Below are 23993 nucleotides of genomic sequence, written 5' to 3' on the forward strand. Positions count from 1 at the left end.
AAGGCTCCCCGGCTACCACTTACTGATAAACGATCTCGCCCTTCGGCTCATAGGCCGCCGCATCCAGCGGTGAGTGCTTCTCAATGTACTGTTTCAACACTTCGGCATCGATAAAGCCGGTATTGACGTAGCTTGGCAGAGTATCAAGCTTCGGATAACCGTCCCCACCCAGCGCATTGAAATTCAGCGTTGCCATACGATAAGTTTTATCCGCCTGTAGCGGTTCGCCTTTGATTTTGACATTGCTGACGCCCTGCTGACCGTCCGCCGTCAGGCTAACGTTGGCAAACTGCGCGTAGGCACCGGAATCCACCTTCATGTTGGCGACTACCGCCAGGTATTTTTCCACCTCGCTGCCTTTCATTTCGACGTAAACCAGGGTATTGCCGAACGGTTGTACCTTCAGCACGTTTTTATAGGTAATGTCGCCGCCTTCAATCGAGTCACGTACCCCGCCCCCGCTCATTACAGCGAAGTCGGCCTCGGCACGTTCCATCTGCGCGGCCAACAGCACGCGCGACAGGTTGGTCTGAACAAAGCGCACCTTGCTGCGATCGCCTTCCAACTTGCCGTTGACGCTGCCAATTTTCACGTCCAACTGCGCCTTGCCCTTTTCCTGGAACGGCGTCAGCAGTTTCATCATCGACGCATCTTCCGCGATCTGCTGGGTGTAATACACGCGCTCACTGGTGCCGTCGGCTTTCTCCACCTTCTTCTTCAGATTGACCGGGATTAGCTGATAATTCACCAGCTTCAGTTCGCCGTTACGGAACTGGAAATCGGCACGGCCGACATACTTGCCCCACTCGTGCGCCTGCACGATCCAGGTGCCGTTCTGACGATCCGGCGAGCACGGGGTGCCCGGCACATAATCCACCTGCTTGTGGTTTTCACCAGCCATACAGACCGGATCCTGCGAGTGGCCACCGACGATCATGTCCAGATAACCGGCAGGCAGGCTGCGCGCCATTTCGACATCACCGGGTGCGTTAGAGCCGTGGTTGCCGTCATCATAATGGCCCATATGGGTCGCGGCGATGATCACGTCAGGCTTCTCGTCCTTACGCAGTTGCTCTACTACCTGTTTGGCTTCCTGCGCCGGCACGTGGAACTCGATGTCGGTGAAATATTCCGGGTTACCAATCTTGGAAGTGTCATCGGTGGTCAGGCCGATCACCGCAATTTTGATGCCCTGTTTGTCGAACAAGGCATAAGGCTTGAACAGACGCTGCTGGGTGCTTTTCTGATAGATGTTGGCCGACAACAGCGGGAAGGTGGCCCACTTCTCCTGCTGGCGCAGCACGCTGAGCGGATTGTCGAATTCATGGTTGCCGATCGCCATCGCGTCATAGCCCACCAGATTCATGCCACGGAAGTCCGGCTCGGCATCCTGCAAGTCTGATTCCGGCACACCAGTATTGATGTCCCCCCCCGACAGCAACAACAGGCTGCCACCCTTGGCCACAACGTCCTGACGGATGCTATCCACCAGCGTTTTTTGTGCACCCAGACCATATTCGCCGTGGTCGTTCTGCCAGAAATGGCCGTGGTGATCGTTGGTGTGCAGAATGGTGATGTCGTAGGTCTTATCCTTTTCCCAGGCGCTGGCGGCTCCCGACAGGAAAGTCAGGGATACGGCCAGGGCACATGCGGTGGTTTTTAACGAAAAGCGCATGGCGAACTCCATATGATAATTAACTGTTTTTTTGAGGTGGACGAAATTGTAGCGCGAAACGAAGGTAACAAATTTCAAATTTTTGCGATATGCGTCAAATTATGTCGGATATGGTAAATAGTGAACAACTTGCCTAAGATATCTGCTCTGTCCTCTAAAACTTACCAGGCTAATAATAAAATGACCGACCGTAGCGAAACTGCCCTGCCACCGGCCAAGAGCAGTGCGGTTAAAGGGACGGCTTTCTCGATCCTCGGAGCCATCAGCGTCTCTCACCTGCTCAATGACATGATTCAATCGCTGATCCTGGCGATTTACCCGATCCTGCAGGCTGACTTCAGCCTCAGCTTCGTGCAAATCGGCATGATTACTCTGACCTATCAGCTCACGGCGTCCTTATTGCAGCCGCTGATTGGTTACTACACGGATAAACACCCGCAGCCTTATTCGCTGCCGATTGGCATGGGCTTTACCCTGTGCGGTCTGCTGCTGCTGTCCGTGGCCAATACCTTCCCACTGGTGCTACTGGCTGCTGCGCTGGTCGGCACCGGCTCGTCGGTATTCCACCCAGAATCCTCCCGCGTAGCGCGTATGGCGTCCGGTGGCCGACATGGCCTGGCACAATCGCTGTTCCAGGTGGGAGGCAACTTTGGCAGTTCCCTCGGGCCACTGCTGGCGGCACTGATTATCGCTCCTTATGGCAAGGGCAATGTCGCCTGGTTCTCCCTGGCGGCCCTGCTGGCCATCGTGGTGTTGTTGCAGGTCAGTAAATGGTATCAACAGCAGCATCGTGCGACAAAAGGCCAGCCTAAAGTGGCCTCGATGGTGAAACCGCTGCCAAAACGTACCGTTACCTATGCGATTGGCATCCTGCTGGTGTTGATTTTCTCCAAATACTTCTACCTGGCGAGCATTAGCAGCTATTACACCTTTTATTTGATGCACAAGTTCGGTGTATCCGTGCAGAATGCCCAATTTCACCTGTTTGCTTTCCTGTTTGCCGTAGCCGCAGGCACCATTATTGGCGGGCCTCTTGGCGACAAGATAGGAAGGAAACGTGTTATTTGGGGCTCTATTCTTGGTGCAGCCCCATTTACCCTGATTTTACCCTATGCATCTCTGTACTGGACCGGCATTTTAACGGTGTTTATCGGGATAATTCTCGCTTCAGCATTTTCCGCCATTCTGGTTTATGCTCAGGAACTGATCCCCGGCAAAGTGGGTATGGTTTCCGGCTTATTCTTCGGTTTTGCTTTTGGTATGGGCGGGTTAGGCGCGGCAGTCCTTGGTTATGTCGCAGATTTGACCAGCATCGAGCTGGTCTACCAAATATGTGCTTTCCTGCCGTTGATCGGTATTATCACTGCTCTACTGCCAAATATGGACCATAACGCCAAATAACCCTGTTGAAACCCCGGTTGTAATCCATCGCTCAACCGGGTCATCTCCCACACAATCCCATGTTATTTGACTTATTAAGTGTTAAATCCCCTTACTGGCGCACCAAAAGCGGAATCCTCTGCTTTTTCGCAAAATAGCTATATTTAGCTAAGCAAGGCGCGAACAAATGCAATAAACTAAATGTATCTTTTCGTAACTCTGTTGCGTTTCCCTCTCTGCTGCGATGCATAACTAGAAGGAGTCTGGATGCATAATTCAACACCGCTAATCTCCACCATTGTCGGAGGGTTAGTACTCGCCTTCCTCTTCGGTATGCTGGCAAATCGCCTGCGCATCTCCCCACTGGTGGGATACCTTGCCGCAGGCGTACTCGCCGGCCCGTTTACTCCCGGTTTTGTTGCCGATACCTCGTTGGCTCCAGAACTGGCGGAAATCGGTGTGATCCTGTTGATGTTCGGTGTTGGCCTGCATTTCTCCCTTAAAGACCTCCTCGCAGTAAAACATATCGCCATTCCCGGTGCCGTCGCGCAAATTGCCGTCGCCACCCTGCTCGGTATGGGGTTGTCGAAGCTATTGGGTTGGGATTTGATTTCCGGCCTGGTGTTCGGGCTCTGCCTGTCCACCGCCAGTACTGTGGTGCTGTTGCGGGCGCTGGAAGAACGCCAGTTGATTGACAGCCAACGCGGGCAAATCGCCATCGGCTGGCTGATTGTGGAAGACCTGGCGATGGTGCTGACGCTGGTACTGTTACCGGCCTTTGGCAACATGCTGGGTAATGACAACGCCAGCAGCAGTCAACTGCTGATCGAGCTGGCCATTACCATTGGCAAGGTCATCGCCTTTATGGCGCTGATGATTGTGGTTGGCCGCCGTCTGGTGCCGTGGATCCTGGCGAAAACCGCCAGTACCGGCTCACGCGAGCTGTTTACCCTGGCAGTGCTGGCGCTGGCGCTTGGTATTGCCTACGGTGCTGTCGGCTTCTTTGACGTCTCCTTTGCCCTGGGGGCCTTCTTCGCCGGTATGGTGCTGAATGAGTCGGAGCTGAGCCACCGCGCCGCCCACGACACGCTGCCGCTACGCGATGCGTTTGCCGTACTGTTCTTTGTCTCGGTCGGCATGCTGTTTGATCCGATGATCCTGATCCGCGAACCGCTGGCGGTGCTGGCAACGCTGGCGATTATCGTGTTCGGTAAATCAGCCGCGGCGTTCCTGCTGGTGAAAATGTTCGGTCACTCCAAGCGCACCGCGTTGACCATCTCTGCCAGCCTGGCGCAAATTGGCGAGTTCGCCTTCATTCTGGCAGGGTTGGGGATCACGCTGGGCATGATGTCGGAGCACGGTCGCAATCTGGTGCTGGCTGGGGCTATCTTGTCGATCATGCTTAACCCGCTGCTGTTTACCCTGCTCGAGCGTTATCTGGCCAAGACGGAGACCATAGAAGACCAAATACTGGAAGAAGCGGTAGAAGACGAGAAGCAGATCCCGGTCGATATGTGCAACCACGCGCTGGTGGTCGGCTATGGCCGCGTAGGCAGCCTGCTGGGGGCCAAGTTGGCCGAGGCTGGCGTTCCGCTGGTGGTGATCGAGAATTCCCGTCCACGGGTTGAGGCGCTGCGTGAACAGGGCATCAAAACGGTATTGGGCAATGCCGCCAATCCGGAAGTAATGGATCTGGCGCGACTAGACTGCGCTCGCTGGCTGTTGTTGACCATACCCAACGGTTACGAGGCCGGTGAGATCGTAGCCTCTGCGCGAACCAAGCGGCCCAATATCGAGATTATTGCCCGGGCGCACTACGATGACGAAGTGTCGTATATCTCCGATCGCGGCGCGGATCAGGTGGTGATGGGCGAACGGGAAATCGCCAACAGCATGCTGAATATCCTTAAACTGGATACGCTGACTGAAGAAGAGAAAATGGGTGGCTGCCCGATCTGATGTGGCAAGCGATGTAAAAAAGGTCCGGCTTGCCGGACCTTTTGTTTTTTACCGTTCCCAGTAAGACTCTTCCAGGCTGTCTTCCCGTTCCGGCAAGCCGCGCGTCAGGCGCGGTGAATGCTGGTTCAGCACCTGATAGCTGACGCGGTTGGCGTATTTACACACCTGCGCCAGCGAGGAGTAAGTCAGGTAACTGCGAACGTGCTTGCTGGAGTTCGGCACGTTATTACGGTGAAAACCGTTGGCGGCAATATCATGCAGCAGCGCCGACAGCGCGCCATCACCGGCACCGTTGGTGTTCATGATTTTCTCAGGCCCACCCATGTATGGCGCAATGTGCGAATAGATGCGGAACGGGCTTTCACAGCTTTCACGGCGCATGGCGCGGCTAAACTCATAGCGGTTGAATTCAGCAATATGCCCCGGCAGCAGCGGATGCTGGGTTTCTCGCTTGTTGGACTCTTCGGTGTAACCCGCCATATACAGACCGTTTGGCCCGGCGGTGCACAGCACCAGATCGACCCATTCCAGCGCCATATCCGAAGCGGTCAACGGATCGCTCAGCCCGGTCAGTTCCAGCGCTTCATCTTCATTCATCGCCAGGATCGACACGTGCTGTTTCAGGAAGTCGCGCCACCACTGCGGGTTATCGGCAATCACGTACTTGGTGCCGAGCGTCAGAACCACCGGCACGTCGTGCTTTTTGGCAAACGCGATCGCCTGCATGGTGGCCGCCGGCATCGGTTCCCCTTCCTTGCAACGCACCAGGTAGGACGTCAGTACCAACGCCGAAGCGCCGGCAATCACTTCTTCCGTGACGCTTTCCGGCCGCAGTTGGTTCATCTGCCCCGGGCTGATGGCGAAGGTTCGCTCACCGCTTTCACCGATCAGCGTGAAGCAGCGGCCAATGGCACCGTCAACGGCCTGCAGATAGTTAAGATCGGTACGGCTGGAGGTATTGCACAGGTAGCGGTAGGCGTAGCTGCCAATCTTGATATTGCTGCACATCACGCCGAGCAGTACCGAACGGTCGTCCGCCAGCACTGAATAGTTGTGCAGGGTATTGCCGATAGTGCCGCCGGCAAACTGATGAGTGATTAAATTATTGTCGATCAGTTCCTGATACAGCGCCTCGGCGACGTCATCTTCGATCACCAGGGAATGCCCCAGACTCAGTCCATAGCGCTGGACGAAGCTGTCATCCACTTTTGCTTCGATATCCACCAGCGTCTGGTCAATACCGACGACATAGGAGGTGCTGATTTCATTTTCGGGTAGAGCTTGCTGCAAGAGCGGATCGCGGGCGTTCACCGGAAAATAGTGTTTGGACTTACGTTTACCAGGAAATTTCATTTAATTGGCGGCAGTGGCAGTTAACAGGCAGAGAATGTTAGCACATTCCTGCCTGATTGATGATGGCTGTCACCATTTTGCATGCTGAGGATCAGAAGCGTTGCGCCACCAGTTGCTGCATCATATCAATGTGCGCCGGCTCGTCGTTCAGCGCAGAAATGTACTCGAATTTCTCACCGCCGGCCTTGAGGAAGATCTCACGGTTCTGCTCTTTGATCTCTTCCAGCGTTTCCAGGCAGTCCGCCGAAAAGCCGGGGCAGATCAGCTGAATATGTTTAACGCCCTGAGACGGCAGACCTTTCAGGGTTTCGTCGGTGTAAGGCGTCAGCCAGGGCTCACGACCAAAGCGCGACTGATAGGTCATCATCACCCGATCCGGCGCCAGCGGTAATGCCGCCGTCAGAGCACGTAACGTGTCTTCACAACGCTGCGGATAATCGTCACCGAGGCGCGCATAGCGCTTGGGGATGCCGTGGAATGACAGCACCAAACGATCCGGCTGGCCATGTTCAGCGAACGAATGCTCAACGCTCTGGCGCAGTGCGGCAATGTAGGCCGGGTGCTCGGCATAATCACGGATAAAGCTGACTGACGGTAGACGGCGGTAGCCTTTCAGTATACGGGCCACTCCGTCCCACACCGCAGCACTGGTCGAACAGGAGTATTGCGGATACAGCGGCAACACCACCAGGTTAGTCACCCCTTGCGCCAGCAGCTTGTCGATCGCCTCGGCCAAGCTCGGGGAGCCGTAGCTCATACCCAGTTCAACTGGCGTGTTCGGCATGCGTGCGGCCAGTGCGCGCTGCTGACGGCGGCTGTAAACCAGCAACGGTGAACCTTCGTCCATCCATACCGACTGATACAGCTTGGCAACCCGCGGTGAGCGGATCGGCAGGATCGCTCCGTTGAGGATCGGCCACCAGATTAGAGGGGCAGTATCCACCACGCGGTCGTCACTAAGAAATTCCTTCAGATAGCGTTTTACCGCCGACGAGGTCGGAGCATCTGGTGTGCCCAGGTTCACCAGCAATACTCCGTGTTTCTCTTGCTTCATCTCAGTTCCCCTTGATTCCTTGCAAGCTAACCCCCCGTTCTGGGTCAGGGGATTAACCTCGATTAATGGCGCCTATTGTAACGGAAAAGCGCCTCATCGGAACCGATATCAGCAACAGGTAGTGCCCATGGTGAAAGAGGTGACCTCAGCCTTGCGCCAGCCGCCAGACCGCCGCCACGTTGCGTGCCGTCACCTCCAGATTAATGGCCGCGTCCGTCAGGGCCTCTTCCAGCGTGACGACGCGATCGAGCACCGAAAAGGCTGCGTCAATGCCATGCTGGTGCACCACCTGATAATCTTTCGACAGGCTGCCCGCAATGCCGATCACCGGCAGGCCATAACGTTTGGCCACCCGTGCCACGCCAATCGGCGTTTTACCGTGGATCGACTGGCTGTCCAGCCGCCCTTCTCCGGTGATCACCAAATCGGCATCACGAAGCGCCTCTTCCAGCCGTAAAGTTTCAATCACGATCTCAATTCCCGGTCGCAAACGGGCGTTGAGCATGCCGAGTAATGCTGCCCCCATTCCGCCCGCCGCACCGGCACCCGGCGCATTGAGCACCTGACGGCCGGTAGCCTGCTCCAGCAAGCGGCCGAAATGGCTCAGTGCCGCATCCAACTGCGCCACCATCTCCGGCGTGGCGCCCTTCTGTGGGCCAAACACCGCAGAGGCACCATGAGGGCCACACAAAGGATTATCCACGTCACAGGCGGCCGTCACGCTCACCTGCTGCAGGCGTGGGTCCACCCCAGAAAGGTCGATTTGCGCTAACCGGGCCAGCGCCGCGCCCCCCGGTGCCAGCGGTTGCTGGTTGTCATCCAGCAGCCTGGCGCCCAGCGCCTGCATCATACCGGCACCGCCATCGTTGGTAGCGCTACCGCCGATGCCCAGAATAATCGCCTTCACGCCGCGCTCCAGCGCCGCCAGGATCAGCTCCCCGGTACCGTAACTGGTGGTAATGCGCGGATCGCGTCGACCATTAGGCGCCAGATGCAGGCCGGAAGCGGCCGCCATCTCAATCACGGCGGTTTCCCCCTCCCCCAGCAAACCGTAAAAGGCAGATACCGGCTGGCCCAGCGGGCCAGTCACCTCAACGCTGACGATTTCTCCGCCGGTAGCCGCCACCATCGAGTCCACCGTACCTTCACCGCCGTCCGCCATCGGCAACTTCACATACTGCACCTGCGGGTAAATCTGGCGGAATCCGCGCTCGATGGCCTCGGCCACCTCCATCGCACTCAGGCTCTCTTTAAATGAGTCTGGAGCAATAACCACTTTTTTCAGCGTTTTCATCAGTATTCCTTATCCCGCCAGATTAAATACGCCAAACATCAGCGCCGAGACGGCCGCGATGGTAAAGCCGATCAGGGTTTCATACGGCAATAGCTTCAGCCGTTGATGGACTGCCATATTGACGCTGCCACCGGTAGCGTGGAAGAAGCTGCCGTGTGGCAAGTGATCCAGCACCGTCGCACCGGCATGGATCATCGCCGCACCGGCCAACCCGCTGACACCCAGCTCCAGCAAGGTACTGCTGAATACCCCGGATGCCACGGCGGTGCCGGCTGTGGTCGAGGCCGTCGCCATCGACATTAGCGCCCCCGAGAGTGGTGCCAGCAACCAGGCCGGCATCCCGGTGTGGGTCAATCCGTTAATCAATGCGTCCTTCAACGCCGAGTTGGCGATAATACCTGCCAGCGTACCTGTGCCGAGCAGCATAATGGCCACCGGTGCCATGCGGCTCAGGCCAGAAACCATAAATTGATTACACTGGCGAATACGCCCCATCAACAGGGCCCCGACCAATCCGCCAACCGGTAATGCAATCAGCGGATCAACTGCGATACCGGCGATCGGTCGCAGCGACAGCAGCACAATGGCAACCAACGGCGCGCTGATCGCCGCCGCAAAACCTGGGCGAGAACCTTCGGCATGCTGAGTCAGTTCCTCTGCCATCACCTTTTCACCCTTGTTACTCAGGCGACGGGCCAGCAGATAGGCCACCACCAACCCACACAGGCCGGGCACGATACCGGCCATCATCACCGAGGTCAGCGGCACATGGAAGTTGTCGGCAGCGGCAATGGTGTTCGGGTTGGGCGACATCACGTTACCGGCCTTGCCGCCGCCGATCATCGCCAACAGGATCGCCCCCCGCGAGATCCCGGCCTTCTGGGCAATGGAGAGTGCGATCGGCGCCACGGTGATCACCGCCACGTCGATAAATACCCCAACCGCCGTCAGGATCAGTGTAGCTATCGCCAGCGCCAGCAGCGCGCGGGTTTCCCCGACCTTGCGGACAATGGTTTCAGCAATGGTGTGCGCCGCGCCGGACTCAATCAACACCCCAGCCAGCACCCCCGCCGCCAGAATACGCATCACAGCGTTGGTGATGCCCTGAGCGCCGGTGATCATCAGCGTCACGGTCTGTACCAGATCGGCGCCGCCACACAATCCACCGGCCAGTGCACCGGCAATCATGCCGTAAGCCGGCGGGACCTTGCGTAAAATCAGAACGATAGCGACGACCAATGCCACCAGCGCCCCCAATGTGGATACCGTTGTCATTATTATTTTCCCCGTTGTTGGTGTGGGGAAAACATATCCTGAGCGCCGAACATTAGCGTGAGAGGAAGCCACAAAAACTCGCCGTGTGGTGCGCCGGAAAGTTGTGGTTTTACACAACTCAGTGGTGCATCAGCATGCCGATATACAACTGCAATGCATCAGCTAACTGGTTGATTTTCAATCCGGTAATCGCCTCAATACGCTGCAGGCGATAACGCAGGGTGTTGACGTGGATATGAAGCTCGGTGGCGGTCTGCGTCTGATCACAATTCCGCGAAAAATAGTGCCGCAGGGTGCTGCGCAGTACCCCTTTTTCATCGCTGGCCTCCAGGATCTGCCAGGGGCGAGACAGTTCCTGTGCCCGCCAGTCCTCACCCAAATCACACAGCAATGAGGGCAGAGGATAATCTTGATAGAACAACGTCTTGTGACGCAGTTTCAGCCGCTGCGCCATCGCCTGCGTGGCGCGGGCGGTCAGGTTTGAGCGATGCAGTCCCGTTTCACCACTAAAAAAACCGCCAATAATCAAACGCAGGTTGAAACGCGACGGCAGCTGGCTTTGCAACTGCTGTGCCTGCTTGCGCTCCTGCTTCAAACTCCACTCCCCCTGCACCAGGCTGGCGGGCCGCAGCAGGATCATTTCGTTGAAGCCGGTGATGGTGAGCAGCGCTTCGCGCTGGGTGTGTTCCAGTTCCGTCAGCAGTTCACGTAGCAAATGCGGTTGCGGATCCTGCAACTCCACGATCCAAACAATACGCGGCAGTTGCAGATCCAACCCAAGGTAGGCAGCCATGGCCTCCAGCGAGGCCGATGCCGGCTGCGGCTGCAGCAACTGGTTTGCCAGCTCCTCGCGGTAGCGCTTTTCCCACTGGTTTTGGCTCAGCAGTGCCGCCTGCTCCACCATCAGCTCAGCCGCCATTTTTACCAGCTCGGCATAGGCGCGCACCTGGGTTGGCTCACCGGAAATGCCGATCACCCCTACCTGCTGGCTACGAAAACTGAACGGCAGATTGATACCAGGACGCACGCCCTTCAGGTGCGCAGCGGTGACCGCATCGATTTCCACCACCCGATTTTCGGTCAGCGCCAGTACCGCGCCCTCATGGCGCTGGAACAACCGTGAGGGGTTGCCGGAGGCGATGATGACGCCATTGCTGTCCATCACGTTGACGGAATGATTGATGATACCCATCGCCCGCTGCACGATCTGGCGCGCGGTGGATTCTGCCAGCAAATTGGTGGGTCTGAGCATGAGGATGATCCCCGAGGGTTACATGGGGGCAGTTATACGCCATTTATCGCAGATGATTAAAGCACACAGGCGCAACAAGCCACGGCGATCACAGTTCGGCAGGGAAATGGCAAAAAAAACGCCAGACCGATAGGGCCTGGCGCTATACACCGCAATGAAAAACCGATCAGCCGAGGATGGTTGCCAGTTCAGCGCTCACTTCGGTCACTTTACGGGTGCCGTCGATTTTACGGTATTGGGTGTTGCCTGCTGCAGCTTCTTTGCTGTAGTAGGAAATCAGTGGTGCCGTCATCTGATGGTATTCCACCAGACGCTTACGCACGGTTTCTTCCTGATCGTCTTTACGAGTCGTCAGTTCTTCACCGGTCGCGTCGTCTTTGCCTTCCACCTTCGGCGGATTGAATTTAACGTGATACACACGGCCAGACGGCGCATGTACGCGACGGCCAACGATGCGATCAACGATCAGTTCGTCCGGCACGGCAAATTCCAGCACGTAATCCACATTGATGCCGGCTTCTTTCATTGCATCAGCCTGTGGAATAGTGCGTGGAAAACCGTCCAACAGGAAGCCGTTACGGCAGTCTTCCTGAGTGATGCGTTCTTTAACCAGTGCAATGACCAGCTCATCGGTCACCAGCTTGCCGGCGTCCATGATTTCTTTCGCCTGCTTGCCCAGTTCACTGCCGGCCTTCACGGCTGCGCGCAACATATCACCCGTAGAGATTTGCGGAATACCGTATTTCTCCATGATGAATTGAGCCTGAGTACCTTTACCAGCGCCCGGAGCGCCCAGCAGAATGATACGCATTGCGTAAATCCCCTTGCTATGTAGTTTTTATAAAATTGCGAAAACGCCCAACCATACCATTTCAGGGGGGGCTGGCTCAAGGTACGCGAGGAAATCGATTGCGGAGCAGAAAGGACAAAAAAGAGGGTAAAACGCTGAAAATCAGTGAGAAAAGCAAAAAAAAACGCCTCCAACCTTTAGGTCAGAGGCGTATAAGGTCAAAATTATGCGGACAACAGCTTATTCATGCGGCGGATAAACTGATTTGGGTCTTCCAGCGTGCCGCGTTCGGCCAGCAGCGCCTGATCCAATAACAGGTCAATCCATTCGGCGAATTGTTCGTTATCGCCCACATCGGATGCGCGTTTGACCAGCGCATGCTCCGGATTCAATTCGAAAATGTATTTCACTGCCGGCGCTTCCTGGCCCGCAGCGGCAAACAGTTTTGCCATCTGAGTGCTCATTTCATCGGCGTCGGTGATGACGATAGCCGGCGTATCGGTCAGGCGGTGCGTCAGACGCACGTCCTTCACCCGATCGCCCAGGAGGGTCTTCACGCGGTCAACAAACGGCTCCAGCTGCTTCTCAGCGGCCTTCTGCTCTTCGGTTTCATCCGCCAGTTTGTCCAGCGCGTCGTCCGCCTTGCTGACCGACTGGAACGGCTTACCGTCAAACTCGGTCAGATAGCTCATCATCCATTCGTCGATGCGATCGGAAAGCAGCAACACTTCGATGCCTTTCTTACGGAACAGCTCCAGGTGCGGGCTGCTCTTGGCGGCGGCATAGCTGTCGGCAGTGATGTAATAAATCTTCTCCTGCCCTTCCGCCATGCGACCAACGTACTCTTCCAGCGAGACAGTTTGCGCCGAGCTGTCACTCTGGGTAGAAGCGAAACGCAGCAGCTTGGCAATGGTTTCTTTGTTGTTCGCGTCTTCCGCCGGGCCTTCTTTCAACACCAGGCCGAACTGCTGCCAGAACTTCTGGTAGCCTTCCGCGTCGTCTTTGGCCAGTTTTTCCAGCATCTGCAACACACGCTTGGTCAGCGCGCCGCGCAGGTTTTGGGTCACACGGCTGTCCTGCAGAATTTCACGCGAGACGTTCAGCGGCAGATCGTTGGAATCTATCAGGCCGCGCACGAAACGCAGGTAATTCGGCATGAACTGCTCAGCGTCGTCCATGATGAACACGCGTTGTACGTACAGTTTCAGACCGTGCTTGTGATCGCGGTTCCACATGTCCCAGGGAGCCTGCGCCGGGATATACAGCAGGCTGGTGTATTCCTGCTTACCTTCCACCCGGTTGTGGCTCCAGCTCAGCGGATCGGTAAAGTCGTGAGCGATGTGCTTGTAGAACTCTTTGTATTCTTCGTCGGTGACGTCGGCCTTGCTACGGGTCCACAGGGCCTGCGCCTTGTTGATTTTTTCCCAGGTAACGGTGCCGTCTTCTTCGTTTTTGCTTTCAATCTCAACCGGCAGTGCGATGTGGTCGGAGTATTTACCGATCACCGAACGCAGGCGCCAGGCGTCGAGATATTCATCTTCGCCTTCGCGCAGATGCAGAGTAATTTCAGTACCGCGATCTTCTTTGCTGACATCGGCAATGGTGTAATCGCCTTCGCCGACAGATTCCCAGAACACGCCCTGATCGGCGGCTGCACCGGCAGCACGGGTACGCACGGTGACTTTATCCGCCACGATGAACGCGGAGTAGAAGCCCACGCCGAACTGGCCGATCAGTTGGCTGTCTTTGGCCTGATCGGAGCCGATAGACTCCAGGAAGGCTTTAGTCCCTGATTTTGCGATGGTGCCCAGGTTTTCAATCACTTCTTCGCGGTTCATGCCAATGCCGTTGTCGGCAATGGTCAGCGTACGCTGGTCTTTATCGAAGGAAAGACGCACACGCAGCTCGCCGTCGCCTTCATACAGCTCAGGCGTGGACAGCGCGCGGAAACGCAGCTTGTCGGCGGCGTCCGAGGCGTTGGAGATCAGCTCGCGCAGGAAAATTTCTTTATTGGAGTACAGCGAATGAATCATCAAATGAAGCAGTTGTTTTACTTCAGACTGGAAACCACGGGTTTCTTGACCTTTCATACTCATTGATTACCTCAAAGACAATAGCTACCAAAATCGGACAATGAGGATCAAGTGGGGGTCAGGGTATTGTTTTTCAAGCGACTGGAGGGAAATTTTTGCAGAATAACTGACGGGGCAGGATAGCCCCGTCAGAGAAAAGCATCAGAACTTGATAACGTGGCGACCGGCCAGGGAATGTGACAGCGTGGTGCCGTCAACCATCTCCAGCTCCCCCCCCACCGGCACGCCGTGGGCAATGCGGCTGGCCACTACGCCATACTGACCACACATTTCGGCGATGTAGTTGGCGGTTGCGTCGCCTTCCACCGTCGGGTTAGTCGCCAGGATCACTTCGGTAACGCTTTCTTTTTCCAGCCGTTGCTCCAGCCGATCCAAACCGATATCCCCTGGGCCAATGCCATCCATCGGCGACAGGTGGCCCATCAGCACAAAGTAGCGCCCGGCGAACTGGCCGGTCTGCTCAATGGCGTGAATATCAGCCGGGCTTTCCACCACGCAGATCTGGCCGTTTTGTTGACGGCGCGGATTGGCGCAGATGGTGCAGATATCCTGCTCGGTGAAGGTGCGGCAATCGGCACAGTGGCCGATTTCCGACATGGCGCGGGTCAGCGCCTGCGCCAAACGCATGCCACCGCTGCGATCGCGCTGCAACAGTTGGAATGCCATGCGCTGCGCCGACTTCGGGCCAACGCCCGGCAGGCAACGCAACGCCTCCATCAATGTTTCAAGGAGCGGGCTGGTTTGCATCAGAACGGCATCTTAAAGCCAGGTGGCAGTTGCATGCCATTGGACACAGACGCCATCTTCTCTTTCTGGGTTTCGTCGATGCGACGGGCTGCGTCGTTGATCGCAGCAGCGATCAGATCTTCCAGCATATCTTTATCGTCTTCCATCAGGCTCGGATCGATCTCCACACGACGGCAGTTGTGCGCGCCGTTGATGGTGACTTTCACCAGGCCGGCACCGGATTCGCCAGTCACTTCCAATTTGGCGACTTCTTCCTGCATCTGCTGCATTTTTTCTTGCATTTGCTGGGCTTGCTTCATCAGGTTGCCCAGACCGCCTTTACCAAACATAGTCGTCTCTCGTCGCTAGGGCCGCGCACTTTACGCAGCGTTTAAATGGGGCGAATACTGTCTTCATCCAGATCCGCGTCGAAGAACCGGCGCAGCGTCTGAATATGGGTATCCGCAACGATCGACTGGCGCGCCTGCGCCAGTTTTTCTTCGTAAATGGCTTGTCGCCATTCCAGCGGAGTCCGCTCCGCCGGATTATCGTCTTCCACCACGGTCAACTCAACCGGGCTGCCATACAGCTCGCTGAGCGCCTCGGTCAGCACCTTCTGCGCCGAAGGCGAGTTCAGGTGACGCTGCGACGACCGCAGATGGAGACAAATCTTACCGGGTTCCAGTAGCTGTTTAACTGCGTTTAATGCCAACTGCTGTACCAGTTTCGGTATTTTCAGCTTATCGATTTCCGCCGCCCAGGCATCGCGTTCCAGCGATTCAACCACCAGTTTGGCCGACAGCTCGGGGGTTTTCTCATGCTCGAGCGCGGTACGCTGCGCTTTCGGCGTGGCCAGCGGCTCCGGTTCGGCCACCGGCTCGGTCAATGCACGCCAGCGGTAAGCCTCCGGCTTGGCCGGTTTTTCCTGCACGATCTTTTCCGCCTGGCGCTGCTGGCTGCGCTCAGTCACGGAAGCCAACCGCTCCAGTGCTGAGTTTGCCGGCCGCGCTTTTCCAGGCGCCGCCGGTTCACTCTTTTTTGGTGTGGATGCTCCCTGCTGCCTCAGCAGTTGGGTTCGCGCCTTTAATAATTGCGCGGTGGCATCCGGTAAATTCGCTTGCTGATTGTTCTGCGGCGCAACCTGCCCTAACGGCGGAGGGGCGTCCTGAAACTGTGACGGCTGGGCCGCTTGAGCCTGTGGCTGAGCCATCTGCACTGGCGCGGTTTGCACCATCGCCACCGGCTCCGGGATCACCGCTTTCGGGTGAAACGCCAGCGCGCGCAGCAGAGTCATTTCAACCCCCATGCGGCGATCTGGCGCAAAGGACAGCTCTTTGCGTCCAACCAACAGCGTTTGGTAATAGAGCTGTACGTCAGTCGGCGGCAAGGTACGGGCCAGCTCACGCAGCCGCTGTTCAATGGCGGCATAATGATTGTCCAACACCGACGGCAACAGTTGCACCATCGCAATCCGGTGCAGCAACGCCAGCGTCTCGACCAGCAGATTTTCCCAATCGACACCGCGCGAAGCGGCCTGCGCGACCTGGGCCATCACCTTTTCGCCATCGGCACTGACCAGCGCTTCGAGGATCGCCAGCGGCTGTTCGTCGTCAAGCGTGCCCAGCATTTGGCTGACGGTGGCGGTAGTCACCTGCCCCTGGCCCATGGCAATCGCCTGGTCAGTGAGACTCAGTGCATCACGCATGCTGCCATCGGCGGCTCGCGCCAATAGCTGCAACGCTCGCTGATCGCTGGTGATCTGTTCCGCTTGTAGCACCGTTTCCAGTTGGCCACGGATCTGATCGACATCCAGCGCCTTGAGATGAAATTGCAGACAGCGTGACAGAATCGTCACCGGCAGCTTTTGCGGATCGGTGGTTGCCAGCAGGAATTTGACGTGCGAAGGCGGCTCTTCAAGCGTTTTCAACAGCGCATTAAAGCTGTGACGCGAGAGCATGTGCACTTCGTCAATCAGGTAAACCTTGAAGCGGCCGCGGGCGGGAGCGTACTGGACGTTATCCAGTAAATCGCGGGTATCTTCCACCTTGGTTCTGGACGCGGCGTCGATCTCGATCAGATCGACAAAACGTCCCTGCTCAATCTCGCGGCAGTTGTCACATTGACCGCACGGTGTGGCGGTGATGCCGGTTTCACAGTTCAGGCCTTTGGCCAGCAGGCGCGCAATGGTGGTTTTACCCACGCCACGCGTGCCCGAGAACAGATAGGCGTGATGGATCCGCCCCAGCGAGAGGCCGTTAGCCAGTGCAGTCAGGACATGTTCCTGTCCGACAACATCTGCAAACGTTTGAGGGCGCCACTTACGGGCAAGAACCTGATAGCTCATTAATACCGGAAAAGTCGAGTAATCTGGAGGGTCATGCTAACACAGCCCCGCGGCGATCCGCGAGGCCGTTGTGGTAATGCAGATCAGTGGCCGGAGAAGTTGACCAGGCTGTAGCATTCAATACCCAGGGTGTTTAAACGCGCTTCACCGCCGAGATCCGGCAGGTTGATAATAAAGGCGGCGTCGGTGACTTCACCGCCCAGACGGCGGATCAGTTTTGCGGTGGCTTCAATGGTACCGCCGGTAGCCAACAGATCGTCCACCACCAGCACTTTATCGCCGGCGCTGATAGCATCGGTATGGATTTCCAGTCGGTCGGTGCCGTATTCCAGCTCATAGCTTTCGCTGAGGGTCTCACGCGGCAGCTTGCCCGGTTTACGTACCGGTACAAAGCCCACGCCCAGTGCCAACGCAACCGGAGCGCCAAACAGGAAGCCGCGCGCTTCGGTGCCAACCACTTTGGTGACGCCCGCTTCACGGAAGCGCTCAACCAGTAATTCAATGCTGGCGGCATAGGCCAGCGGGTTTTCCAGCAGGCTGGTGACGTCACGGAACAGTATGCCCGGCTTAGGGTAATCCGGGATGGTTTTGATACTGTCTTTAATAAACTGAAGCTGCTGCGCAGTAGCGGTCATAATTGTTGCCTGATAAAACTGCCTGATGACTTGCGCACAGGTCGTCTGCAACCCGCGCACGAAAACGCTCAAATTTATGCAAACTGGCGGACAAATGCAACCGGCGGCGTGCGATCAACGCTGTTTTTGTTGCGGCAGGTCAACAACCGGCAGACGCAACATAAAGATCAGCAGAATGGCCAACATCACTAACAGTATGCCGCGCACCCACCAGATTTTAACCAACCACAGAGAAACCGCGAACGTCAGCACAATCATCAACACCGCCTTCCATTTTGCCCCGGGCGGTAATGCCCGGTGCTGTTGCCAGTGGCGCAGATAGGAGCCAAACCAGGATCGGTACAGCAGCCAGGCATGGAATCGCGGCGATGAACGGGCAAAGCACCAGGCAGCTAACAGCAGAAACGGCGTGGTCGGCAGCAGGGGCAATACCACGCCCAGCGTCGCCAGCACCACCGCTAACCAACCGAGGATTATCAATAACCAACGCGTCATGCGAGTCCTTGTCCATCAACCTGTCTGCCGTCACTTTATCATCGGCCTCCCCTGCGTCACCAGCCGCAACGGCCGGAATATACGCACAGCGCTTGTTTCACGGCGTGATCGAAGGCAAGCTGAGCCCAATATCATCGTCATGGAGCCAACGTGAGCACTCAGCGTCTTTTACAAGTGTTAGAACAGCAGATCACCGTGTTAGCCGGTGAAATCACGCCGCAAGGCGACGCCCCGATCCCTCAGGCACGCTTTGACGCTGCGTTATTTTCCAACCGTGGTACCCGGCTGCGCGATTACCTGACAGAAGTACAAAAGAACTTTACCCAGTTGCAAACCGCAGCCAACGATAGCCGCACTACCCAGGTGGCCTTTCTGGCCGAGAGACTGGTGGCGCAAATCACCGCCCTGCAGCGTGAATTAGCGACCCAGGCGTTGCGCCGGAAAAATCAGCCCAAGCAAGTGACGGCCGTAGATTTGTATCACAAGCTAGCCGAACATCAGGATTATGAACGTCGGATCATTTCGATGATCCAGGATCGGGAAAGTCTGTTAGGCAGGCAGACCACGCTGGCGGCGCAGCAAAAACTGCAGCATGAGCTGGCGGCGCTGGAAGGTCGACTAATGCGTTGCCGTCAGGCGCTGGCACGTATTGAGCGCAGTATCGAACGTAAAGAAAACGGTTTTTGAAGATTTATCACAATATTTTAATGATTATTCCCCTCCGCGGATCTTGTTCACTATACTCAGCCGAAGCGAAGCATCACTCATTCATCTCAATTTAAACGTGGGTTTTATGTCTCTGGAAAATGCCTCAGCAGAATTGCAACTGGCAGTAGATCTGATTTATCTGCTGGAATGTAATGAGATCGATCCGGCTACCGCGCTGGCGGCGTTGGATATTGTCAAACGGGACTATCAGGAAAAATTGCAACGCAACGGTGTGACCTCCCCTTACCTGCCTGTCGACCAGTAAAAAGGGTTCAGCCTGCGCTGAACCCTTATCCTTATCCTTATCCCATTAGCCTGCCGACATGCCGCCTTCATCCGGTGATAACGTCCGTTTCACCTCCTGCACCTCGTTGCCCTGCTGATTGTGCAAGTACACCTCAAGCTGGTTGAAGGCAATATTGATATCGTTCTCGCGGCACAGGCGTTCGATCGAGCGGTTCAGTTCGTCAACGGTATAGCTACGGTCACGCAACTCACGCACGTACAGGCGCAGTTCGTGATCCAGCGTGCTGGCGCCGAAATTCAGGAAGAACACCTGCGGTTCAGGATCGGTCATCACCCGCGGATTATCACGCGCCGCCTGCAGCAACACCGCTTTCACCTTGTCCAGATCGGAGCCGTAGGCCACGCCAACCTTGATCAATACGCGGGTGATGGTGTCTGACAGCGACCAGTTAATCAGCCGCTCGGTGACAAACGCCTTGTTCGGGATGATCACCTCTTTGCGGTCAAAGTCGGTGATGGTGGTGGCGCGAATACGAATTTTACTGACCGAGCCGGAGAAACTGCCAATAGTAATGGTATCACCGATGCGGATCGGCCGTTCAAACAGGATAATCAGGCCGGAGACAAAGTTGGCGAAAATCTCCTGCAGGCCGAAGCCCAGCCCCACGGTCAAACCGGCGGCCAGCCATTGCAGCTTATCCCAGGATACGCCTAGTGATCCGAGCGCGGTCACTGCACCCACGGTGGTGATCAGATAGGTCAGTATGGTGGTGATGGCGTAAGAGGTGCCCTGCCGCAACTGCAACCGCGACAGCACAACCACCTCCAGTAAGCCCGGCAGGTTGCGCGTCATGACGTAGGCGACAATAACCGCAGCAATCGCCACCATCATGTTGCCCAACGTCACCGCCTGCGCCACGCTGCTGCCGGCGACGGTGCTGGTGTAATGCCACAGCGTGATGCTGTCCAGATACGAAATCACCGTCACCAGATCGGACCAAATGGCATAGAAGGCGCTGGCAAAGATAATAAACAGGGCCATGGTGGTCAGACGCAGCGACTGCTGGTTGATCTGGTCAAGCGCCAAAGGCGGCTCTTCGATCGGTTCCAGCCCATCGGCCCCCTCTTTTTCTTTCGCCAGACTTTGGCGACGGGCCAGCGCACGACGATAGGCCAAACGCCGCGCCGCCACGCTCAGGCCGCGAATAGCCGTCAGATAAACAATGTTCCAGAGGAAGAACAGATACAGGCTGTCGATCCAGCGACCGGCCAGCCGCAGCGTGGTGTAGAAGTAACCGGCAAACATCAGCCCCAGCAGGATCAGCGGTGTGGCGGCAATCGCGGTAACAATCACCAATCGCACTGCGTGCGAGCCTTTCTCACGCCAGCTGTCACGGCACATCGGGAACACCAGTACAGCCAGCAGCGCCAACGTCAGCATCACCACCACCTGACCGATGACATCCTCCACCAGCCGCAGCGGCGCTTTCTCGCCCAATACCGACCAGAAGATCAACGGCAACAGCGCCAAGCCCAGACGCACCGTCTGCCGGCGGTAGTGTGCACAAAGCTCAGGAGTGAAATTGAAGTGCCGCTCGCAAACGCCCCCCACCGCCAGGGTGCGATAGGTGAAACCGAAAATCAGCCAAAACAGCGCCAATTGTTGCGACAGCGCCCAAATAAAATCACTGAGGCCAATTTCGGCACGATAGCACCAGAAACCGGCACCCAGTAGCAACGCTGAGCCTGGCAATACCTTCAGCAAGGTCAGTATGATGGCCTTTGGCGTGTGCAGTTGGCCATCACGCTTTAACTGCCCAACATCGTTAGCCAGTTTCTGCAAATGGCTGTCGATCAACTTGTAGCGCCAGCGCAGCAGGCCGAGCAACAGCAGCAACGGGATCAGAATGACCAGTGAATTCAGCCCGCCCTGCACCATTTTGCCGATGTCTAATTTGAAGTCGAGAGTGGCAATCTGATCCCTGAGCGCGCCCGGCAAGGCTTTCAGCCACGCCAGATCAACCGGCTTGTTGCTGTTGACCCAGAAAATCTGCTGAGTCAGCGTATCCCGTAGCGAGCTGTTAACGCTGGTCAGCTGCTGTTGGTTGATCTGTAGACTGATCGACTGTGCCAACTGATTACTCAGCTGTTTGTTTAACTGATCCAGCAGTTCACGTCGCATATCGACGATTTCGCTCAAAGCGTCAAGCACGTCCGTGCTGGCTTTTTCTTTACTGTCGGCAACCAGCTTATTGATGTAGTCGTCACCTTTGAACAGGTCGTCGCGCTGTTGATTGATATCAAACTGTTCCAGACGCAGATCGGCGATGCGCGTGCCCATGTCCGCCACCAACGTGCCCTGCGGCAGGCTTTGCTGTTGCTGGTACAAAATGCGCGACAGCACCAGACTGCCTTTCAGCACCTGGATTTGTTCTTTCAAATTGCGCTCCGCCTGCAGGCCGCGATCGAGCCAGTTCTTCACCCGAATATTCTGCTGGAACAACACGTTGCTCTCTTCGGTGGCGGCAATCAGCCGCTGGCTGAGCTGGCGGTTAATGTCCAGTTCTTTACTGACCAACTGATCGTGCTGGATATCCGTGGCGTCTTCCGGGTTCTGTGCCTCTTTGGCGGTTTTTTCCGACAGCGTCAGGCGCTTGCTGTTGACCACCTCTTGTAGCAACTGCACGTTGTGGTCCAGCGCATCAATGTGCCCGGTGGTGTAATCACGCTGCTTTTGCAGCAGATCCTGCAAAGTGGTGTTGGCCTCCAGGCTCTTGCGCTGCAGATCAATTTGCGCATTGAGCAGCGTCTGTTCGGTCGCCAACATCACTAACTGGCTGTCGCGCAGTGAGTTTTGGCCCGGTGTCTGATCGTTGATCTGGTTGCGGATCTCCTGCAGACGCTGCGAAGCGGTATACATGCTGCTCTGTACCCGCTCCGGCTGGGTCTGCAGCGAAACCAGTTGGCTGTTATAAGTCGACAGGTTTTCCTGTGCGGTTTGCAGGTCGTCGAGTGTCTGATAAAGCCGGGTTTCCAACTGACGCAGGGAAAGCGGCAGCAGTTCGGCCCTGGCGGCTGCGCTGTCGACCGGCGTCTTCAGCGCATCCAGATCGGCGGTGACCTGACGCAGTTTCCCCGGAGCCAACTGCAACTGCTGCTTAAGCTGAGCGCCGTCCTGTTTGGTGCGTTCGATGGCATCCAGCAGCTCAAGCGTGCGGGTTAAATCTTGTTGGGTGAGTTTATTGACCGGCGTTAGCGTCTTTTGCTTGTTCAGCGCTTCAAGCTGGCTTTGGATTTCGCTGCGTGACGGCAGATCGCCATTCAGGGACGCATAGGCCGCAGGTTGGCAGACCGCGCAAACCGCGATCAGTAAAAACAGGGCAAGGGCGCGGGAGAGGCCCACACCGAAGAACGAGGGTAACGCCAGAAAAGAACGTTTAGCTAACCTGCGATGCATGATTTGGCTTCGAATCAATAAAGAAGCGTCAAGATTATCACGATCGCAGATAGCCACAGAATAAGAAAAGCGTTGCTGGTGATGTACAGAGAAGCCGTGGGATCAGAACGTCAGCACTTTCCCGGCCGCCAGCGTCCACTGCGCCAACTCTACCAGGGTGCCAATCTCCACCCCATCCGCCAGCGGCAGTTGACTGATGCCACGCGCGTCGGCACAGGTCTTGCACAGTTTTACCGGCACCTGTTGCGCAGTGAGAATTTCCAGCATCTGCTGCAAATGGTAACCCTCTCGCGGCTGTTGTCCGGCTAGACCGGCGACGACCGCGTCGGACATCAGAAACAGTTTCAGGTCGAGATCGCTTTGCTGCTCTTTCAGGGTAATCGCCAGACGCAAGGCGTTAAACAGGGATTCGTGACCATAGGCGGCGCCATTGGCAATCAACACAACGGAGGACAATGACATGGTATTTCTCCTTATAAAGGATGACTTTCGACACTGCGCGGCTGCGCCGCCAGCTCTTCTGGCCTGAGCCGCAACGTGGGACTGAATTGGGCCATTTCGAGGAAAGAATCGATCAACACCGGCGCTTCGGCTTTCAGATCAAAGCTCTCCGGCATAAACAGCCAGTTTTCCATCAGGCCGGTAATATAGGCATGCATAATGATTGCCGAGCGACGGGTATGTAAATCAGCGGGCAATTGGCCATGGGCTATACAGTCGCGCAGTACCGACTCAATACGTTCGTAACCTGCCAGGTACAAGACTTTACGCGCCTCATGCAGCGGCATCATCTCACCAACGAATTCGCACTTGTGAAAAACGATTTCCATCAGGGCTCGCCGACGGCTGTCATCGACCGTAGCCGTCAGAATGTAAATCAGAATTTCTCGTAAAATACGCAGTGGATTCTCGGGGTACTTTGCCTGATACTCTAGTTCGAGATCGCCAATTTTTGACTCTGATAATTCCCAAACTTCGTTAAACAGGTCTACCTTGTTCTTGAAGTGCCAATAAATTGCACCACGCGTAACTCCGGCAGCCGTGGCTATATCTGTCAGTGAGGTTGCAGAAACGCCACGTTCAGAAAATTCTTGCACCGCAGCATCAAGTATGTGCTGTCGAGTTTCTAGCGCCTGCTGTTTGGTTTTTCGTGCCATGGCGTTGTTTTTTCGGGGGAGTGTGATTTACATACATTCGCGTATGTATGTACCATAGCACGCACATATAATTAACGCAGCAATGGGTTTTAAAGCTTGT

General features: G+C 56.3%; 20 protein-coding genes and 1 other annotated feature. Of the genes, 4 read left to right on the plus strand and 16 right to left on the minus strand.

Features of this window, described 5'->3' with window-relative positions; translation table 11 throughout:
- Positions 1-19: 19 nt before the first annotated feature.
- Positions 20-1675 (minus strand): bifunctional UDP-sugar hydrolase/5'-nucleotidase UshA, encoded by a 1656-nt coding sequence (ushA, locus tag F8R23_RS12160; protein WP_129935918.1) that lies wholly within the window; start codon positions 1673-1675, stop codon positions 20-22.
- A 180-nt stretch (positions 1676-1855) separates the two neighbouring features.
- Between ushA and F8R23_RS12165 the strand changes: the two genes are divergently transcribed.
- A complete protein-coding gene (locus tag F8R23_RS12165; protein ID WP_129938609.1) occupies positions 1856-3076 on the plus strand; it encodes an MFS transporter in 1221 nt (406 codons plus the stop codon).
- Positions 3077-3322: 246 nt separating this feature from the next.
- Entirely contained in the window at positions 3323-5014 is a 1692-nt protein-coding gene (ybaL, locus tag F8R23_RS12170; protein WP_129935922.1) for a YbaL family putative K(+) efflux transporter, read from the plus strand.
- A gap of 48 nt (positions 5015-5062) precedes the next feature.
- On the opposite strand, the gene F8R23_RS12175 is transcribed toward ybaL, so the two are convergent.
- The 12 genes from F8R23_RS12175 to F8R23_RS12230 form a co-directional block, all read right to left on the minus strand.
- Positions 5063-6367, minus strand: a complete 1305-nt coding sequence (locus F8R23_RS12175; RefSeq protein ID WP_112347663.1) for an inosine/guanosine kinase — start codon at positions 6365-6367, stop codon at positions 5063-5065.
- A 91-nt stretch (positions 6368-6458) separates the two neighbouring features.
- Positions 6459-7421, minus strand: coding sequence for a ferrochelatase (gene hemH / locus F8R23_RS12180; protein ID WP_129935923.1), 963 nt, complete (start codon positions 7419-7421; stop codon positions 6459-6461).
- A gap of 145 nt (positions 7422-7566) precedes the next feature.
- Complete coding sequence (locus tag F8R23_RS12185; RefSeq protein ID WP_129935924.1) at positions 7567-8715, minus strand: glycerate kinase; 1149 nt, start codon at positions 8713-8715, stop codon at positions 7567-7569.
- A gap of 9 nt (positions 8716-8724) precedes the next feature.
- The gene (locus F8R23_RS12190) at positions 8725-9990 is read right to left on the minus strand and encodes a GntP family permease (protein WP_129938610.1); all 1266 of its coding nucleotides are present in this window, start codon (positions 9988-9990) and stop codon (positions 8725-8727) included.
- 118 nt (positions 9991-10108) lie between these two features.
- Positions 10109-11242, minus strand: a complete 1134-nt coding sequence (locus F8R23_RS12195) for a sugar diacid recognition domain-containing protein (protein WP_151415667.1) — start codon at positions 11240-11242, stop codon at positions 10109-10111.
- Positions 11243-11408: 166 nt separating this feature from the next.
- The gene (gene adk, locus F8R23_RS12200; RefSeq protein WP_085115497.1) at positions 11409-12053 is read right to left on the minus strand and encodes an adenylate kinase; all 645 of its coding nucleotides are present in this window, start codon (positions 12051-12053) and stop codon (positions 11409-11411) included.
- Between the two features lie 203 nt (positions 12054-12256).
- Positions 12257-14122: a molecular chaperone HtpG gene (gene htpG, locus F8R23_RS12205; RefSeq protein WP_165366375.1), complete on the minus strand. Its 1866-nt coding sequence runs from the start codon at positions 14120-14122 to the stop codon at positions 12257-12259.
- A 144-nt stretch (positions 14123-14266) separates the two neighbouring features.
- Positions 14267-14872, minus strand: a complete 606-nt coding sequence (recR, locus tag F8R23_RS12210) for a recombination mediator RecR (protein WP_012005576.1) — start codon at positions 14870-14872, stop codon at positions 14267-14269.
- Positions 14872-15201, minus strand: coding sequence for a YbaB/EbfC family nucleoid-associated protein (locus tag F8R23_RS12215; RefSeq protein WP_012005575.1), 330 nt, complete (start codon positions 15199-15201; stop codon positions 14872-14874). The genes recR and F8R23_RS12215 overlap by 1 nt, the downstream gene beginning before the upstream one ends.
- Before the next feature lie 41 nt (positions 15202-15242).
- Positions 15243-17195 (minus strand): DNA polymerase III subunit gamma/tau, encoded by a 1953-nt coding sequence (gene dnaX, locus F8R23_RS12220; protein WP_099065359.1) that lies wholly within the window; start codon positions 17193-17195, stop codon positions 15243-15245.
- Positions 15846-15910 (minus strand) — a sequence feature (DnaX frameshifting element). (Overlaps the previous gene by 65 nt.)
- A gap of 83 nt (positions 17196-17278) precedes the next feature.
- Entirely contained in the window at positions 17279-17830 is a 552-nt protein-coding gene (apt, locus tag F8R23_RS12225) for an adenine phosphoribosyltransferase (RefSeq protein WP_099065360.1), read from the minus strand.
- A gap of 114 nt (positions 17831-17944) precedes the next feature.
- Entirely contained in the window at positions 17945-18325 is a 381-nt protein-coding gene (locus F8R23_RS12230) for a DUF454 family protein (RefSeq protein WP_112347670.1), read from the minus strand.
- A gap of 150 nt (positions 18326-18475) precedes the next feature.
- Here F8R23_RS12230 and priC point away from each other — a divergent pair, with 150 nt between their 5' ends.
- Together priC and rsmS are read left to right on the plus strand one after the other, a co-directional pair.
- Entirely contained in the window at positions 18476-19012 is a 537-nt protein-coding gene (gene priC, locus F8R23_RS12235) for a primosomal replication protein PriC (protein WP_129935929.1), read from the plus strand.
- Between the two features lie 106 nt (positions 19013-19118).
- A complete protein-coding gene (rsmS, locus tag F8R23_RS12240; RefSeq protein WP_112347671.1) occupies positions 19119-19298 on the plus strand; it encodes a pleiotropic regulatory protein RsmS in 180 nt (59 codons plus the stop codon).
- 45 nt (positions 19299-19343) lie between these two features.
- Here rsmS and mscK read toward each other — a convergent pair whose 3' ends face one another.
- The 3 genes from mscK to acrR form a co-directional block, all read right to left on the minus strand.
- Complete coding sequence (mscK, locus tag F8R23_RS12245) at positions 19344-22736, minus strand: mechanosensitive channel MscK (protein ID WP_151415668.1); 3393 nt, start codon at positions 22734-22736, stop codon at positions 19344-19346.
- A 102-nt stretch (positions 22737-22838) separates the two neighbouring features.
- Positions 22839-23198 (minus strand): DsrE/DsrF/TusD sulfur relay family protein, encoded by a 360-nt coding sequence (locus F8R23_RS12250; protein ID WP_390900934.1) that lies wholly within the window; start codon positions 23196-23198, stop codon positions 22839-22841.
- Between the two features lie 11 nt (positions 23199-23209).
- A complete protein-coding gene (acrR, locus tag F8R23_RS12255) occupies positions 23210-23893 on the minus strand; it encodes a multidrug efflux transporter transcriptional repressor AcrR (protein ID WP_099065366.1) in 684 nt (227 codons plus the stop codon).
- Positions 23894-23993: the final 100 nt, after the last annotated feature.

The sequence above is a fragment of the Serratia proteamaculans genome (assembly GCF_008830365.1).
Lineage (GTDB): Bacteria > Pseudomonadota > Gammaproteobacteria > Enterobacterales > Enterobacteriaceae > Serratia > Serratia proteamaculans.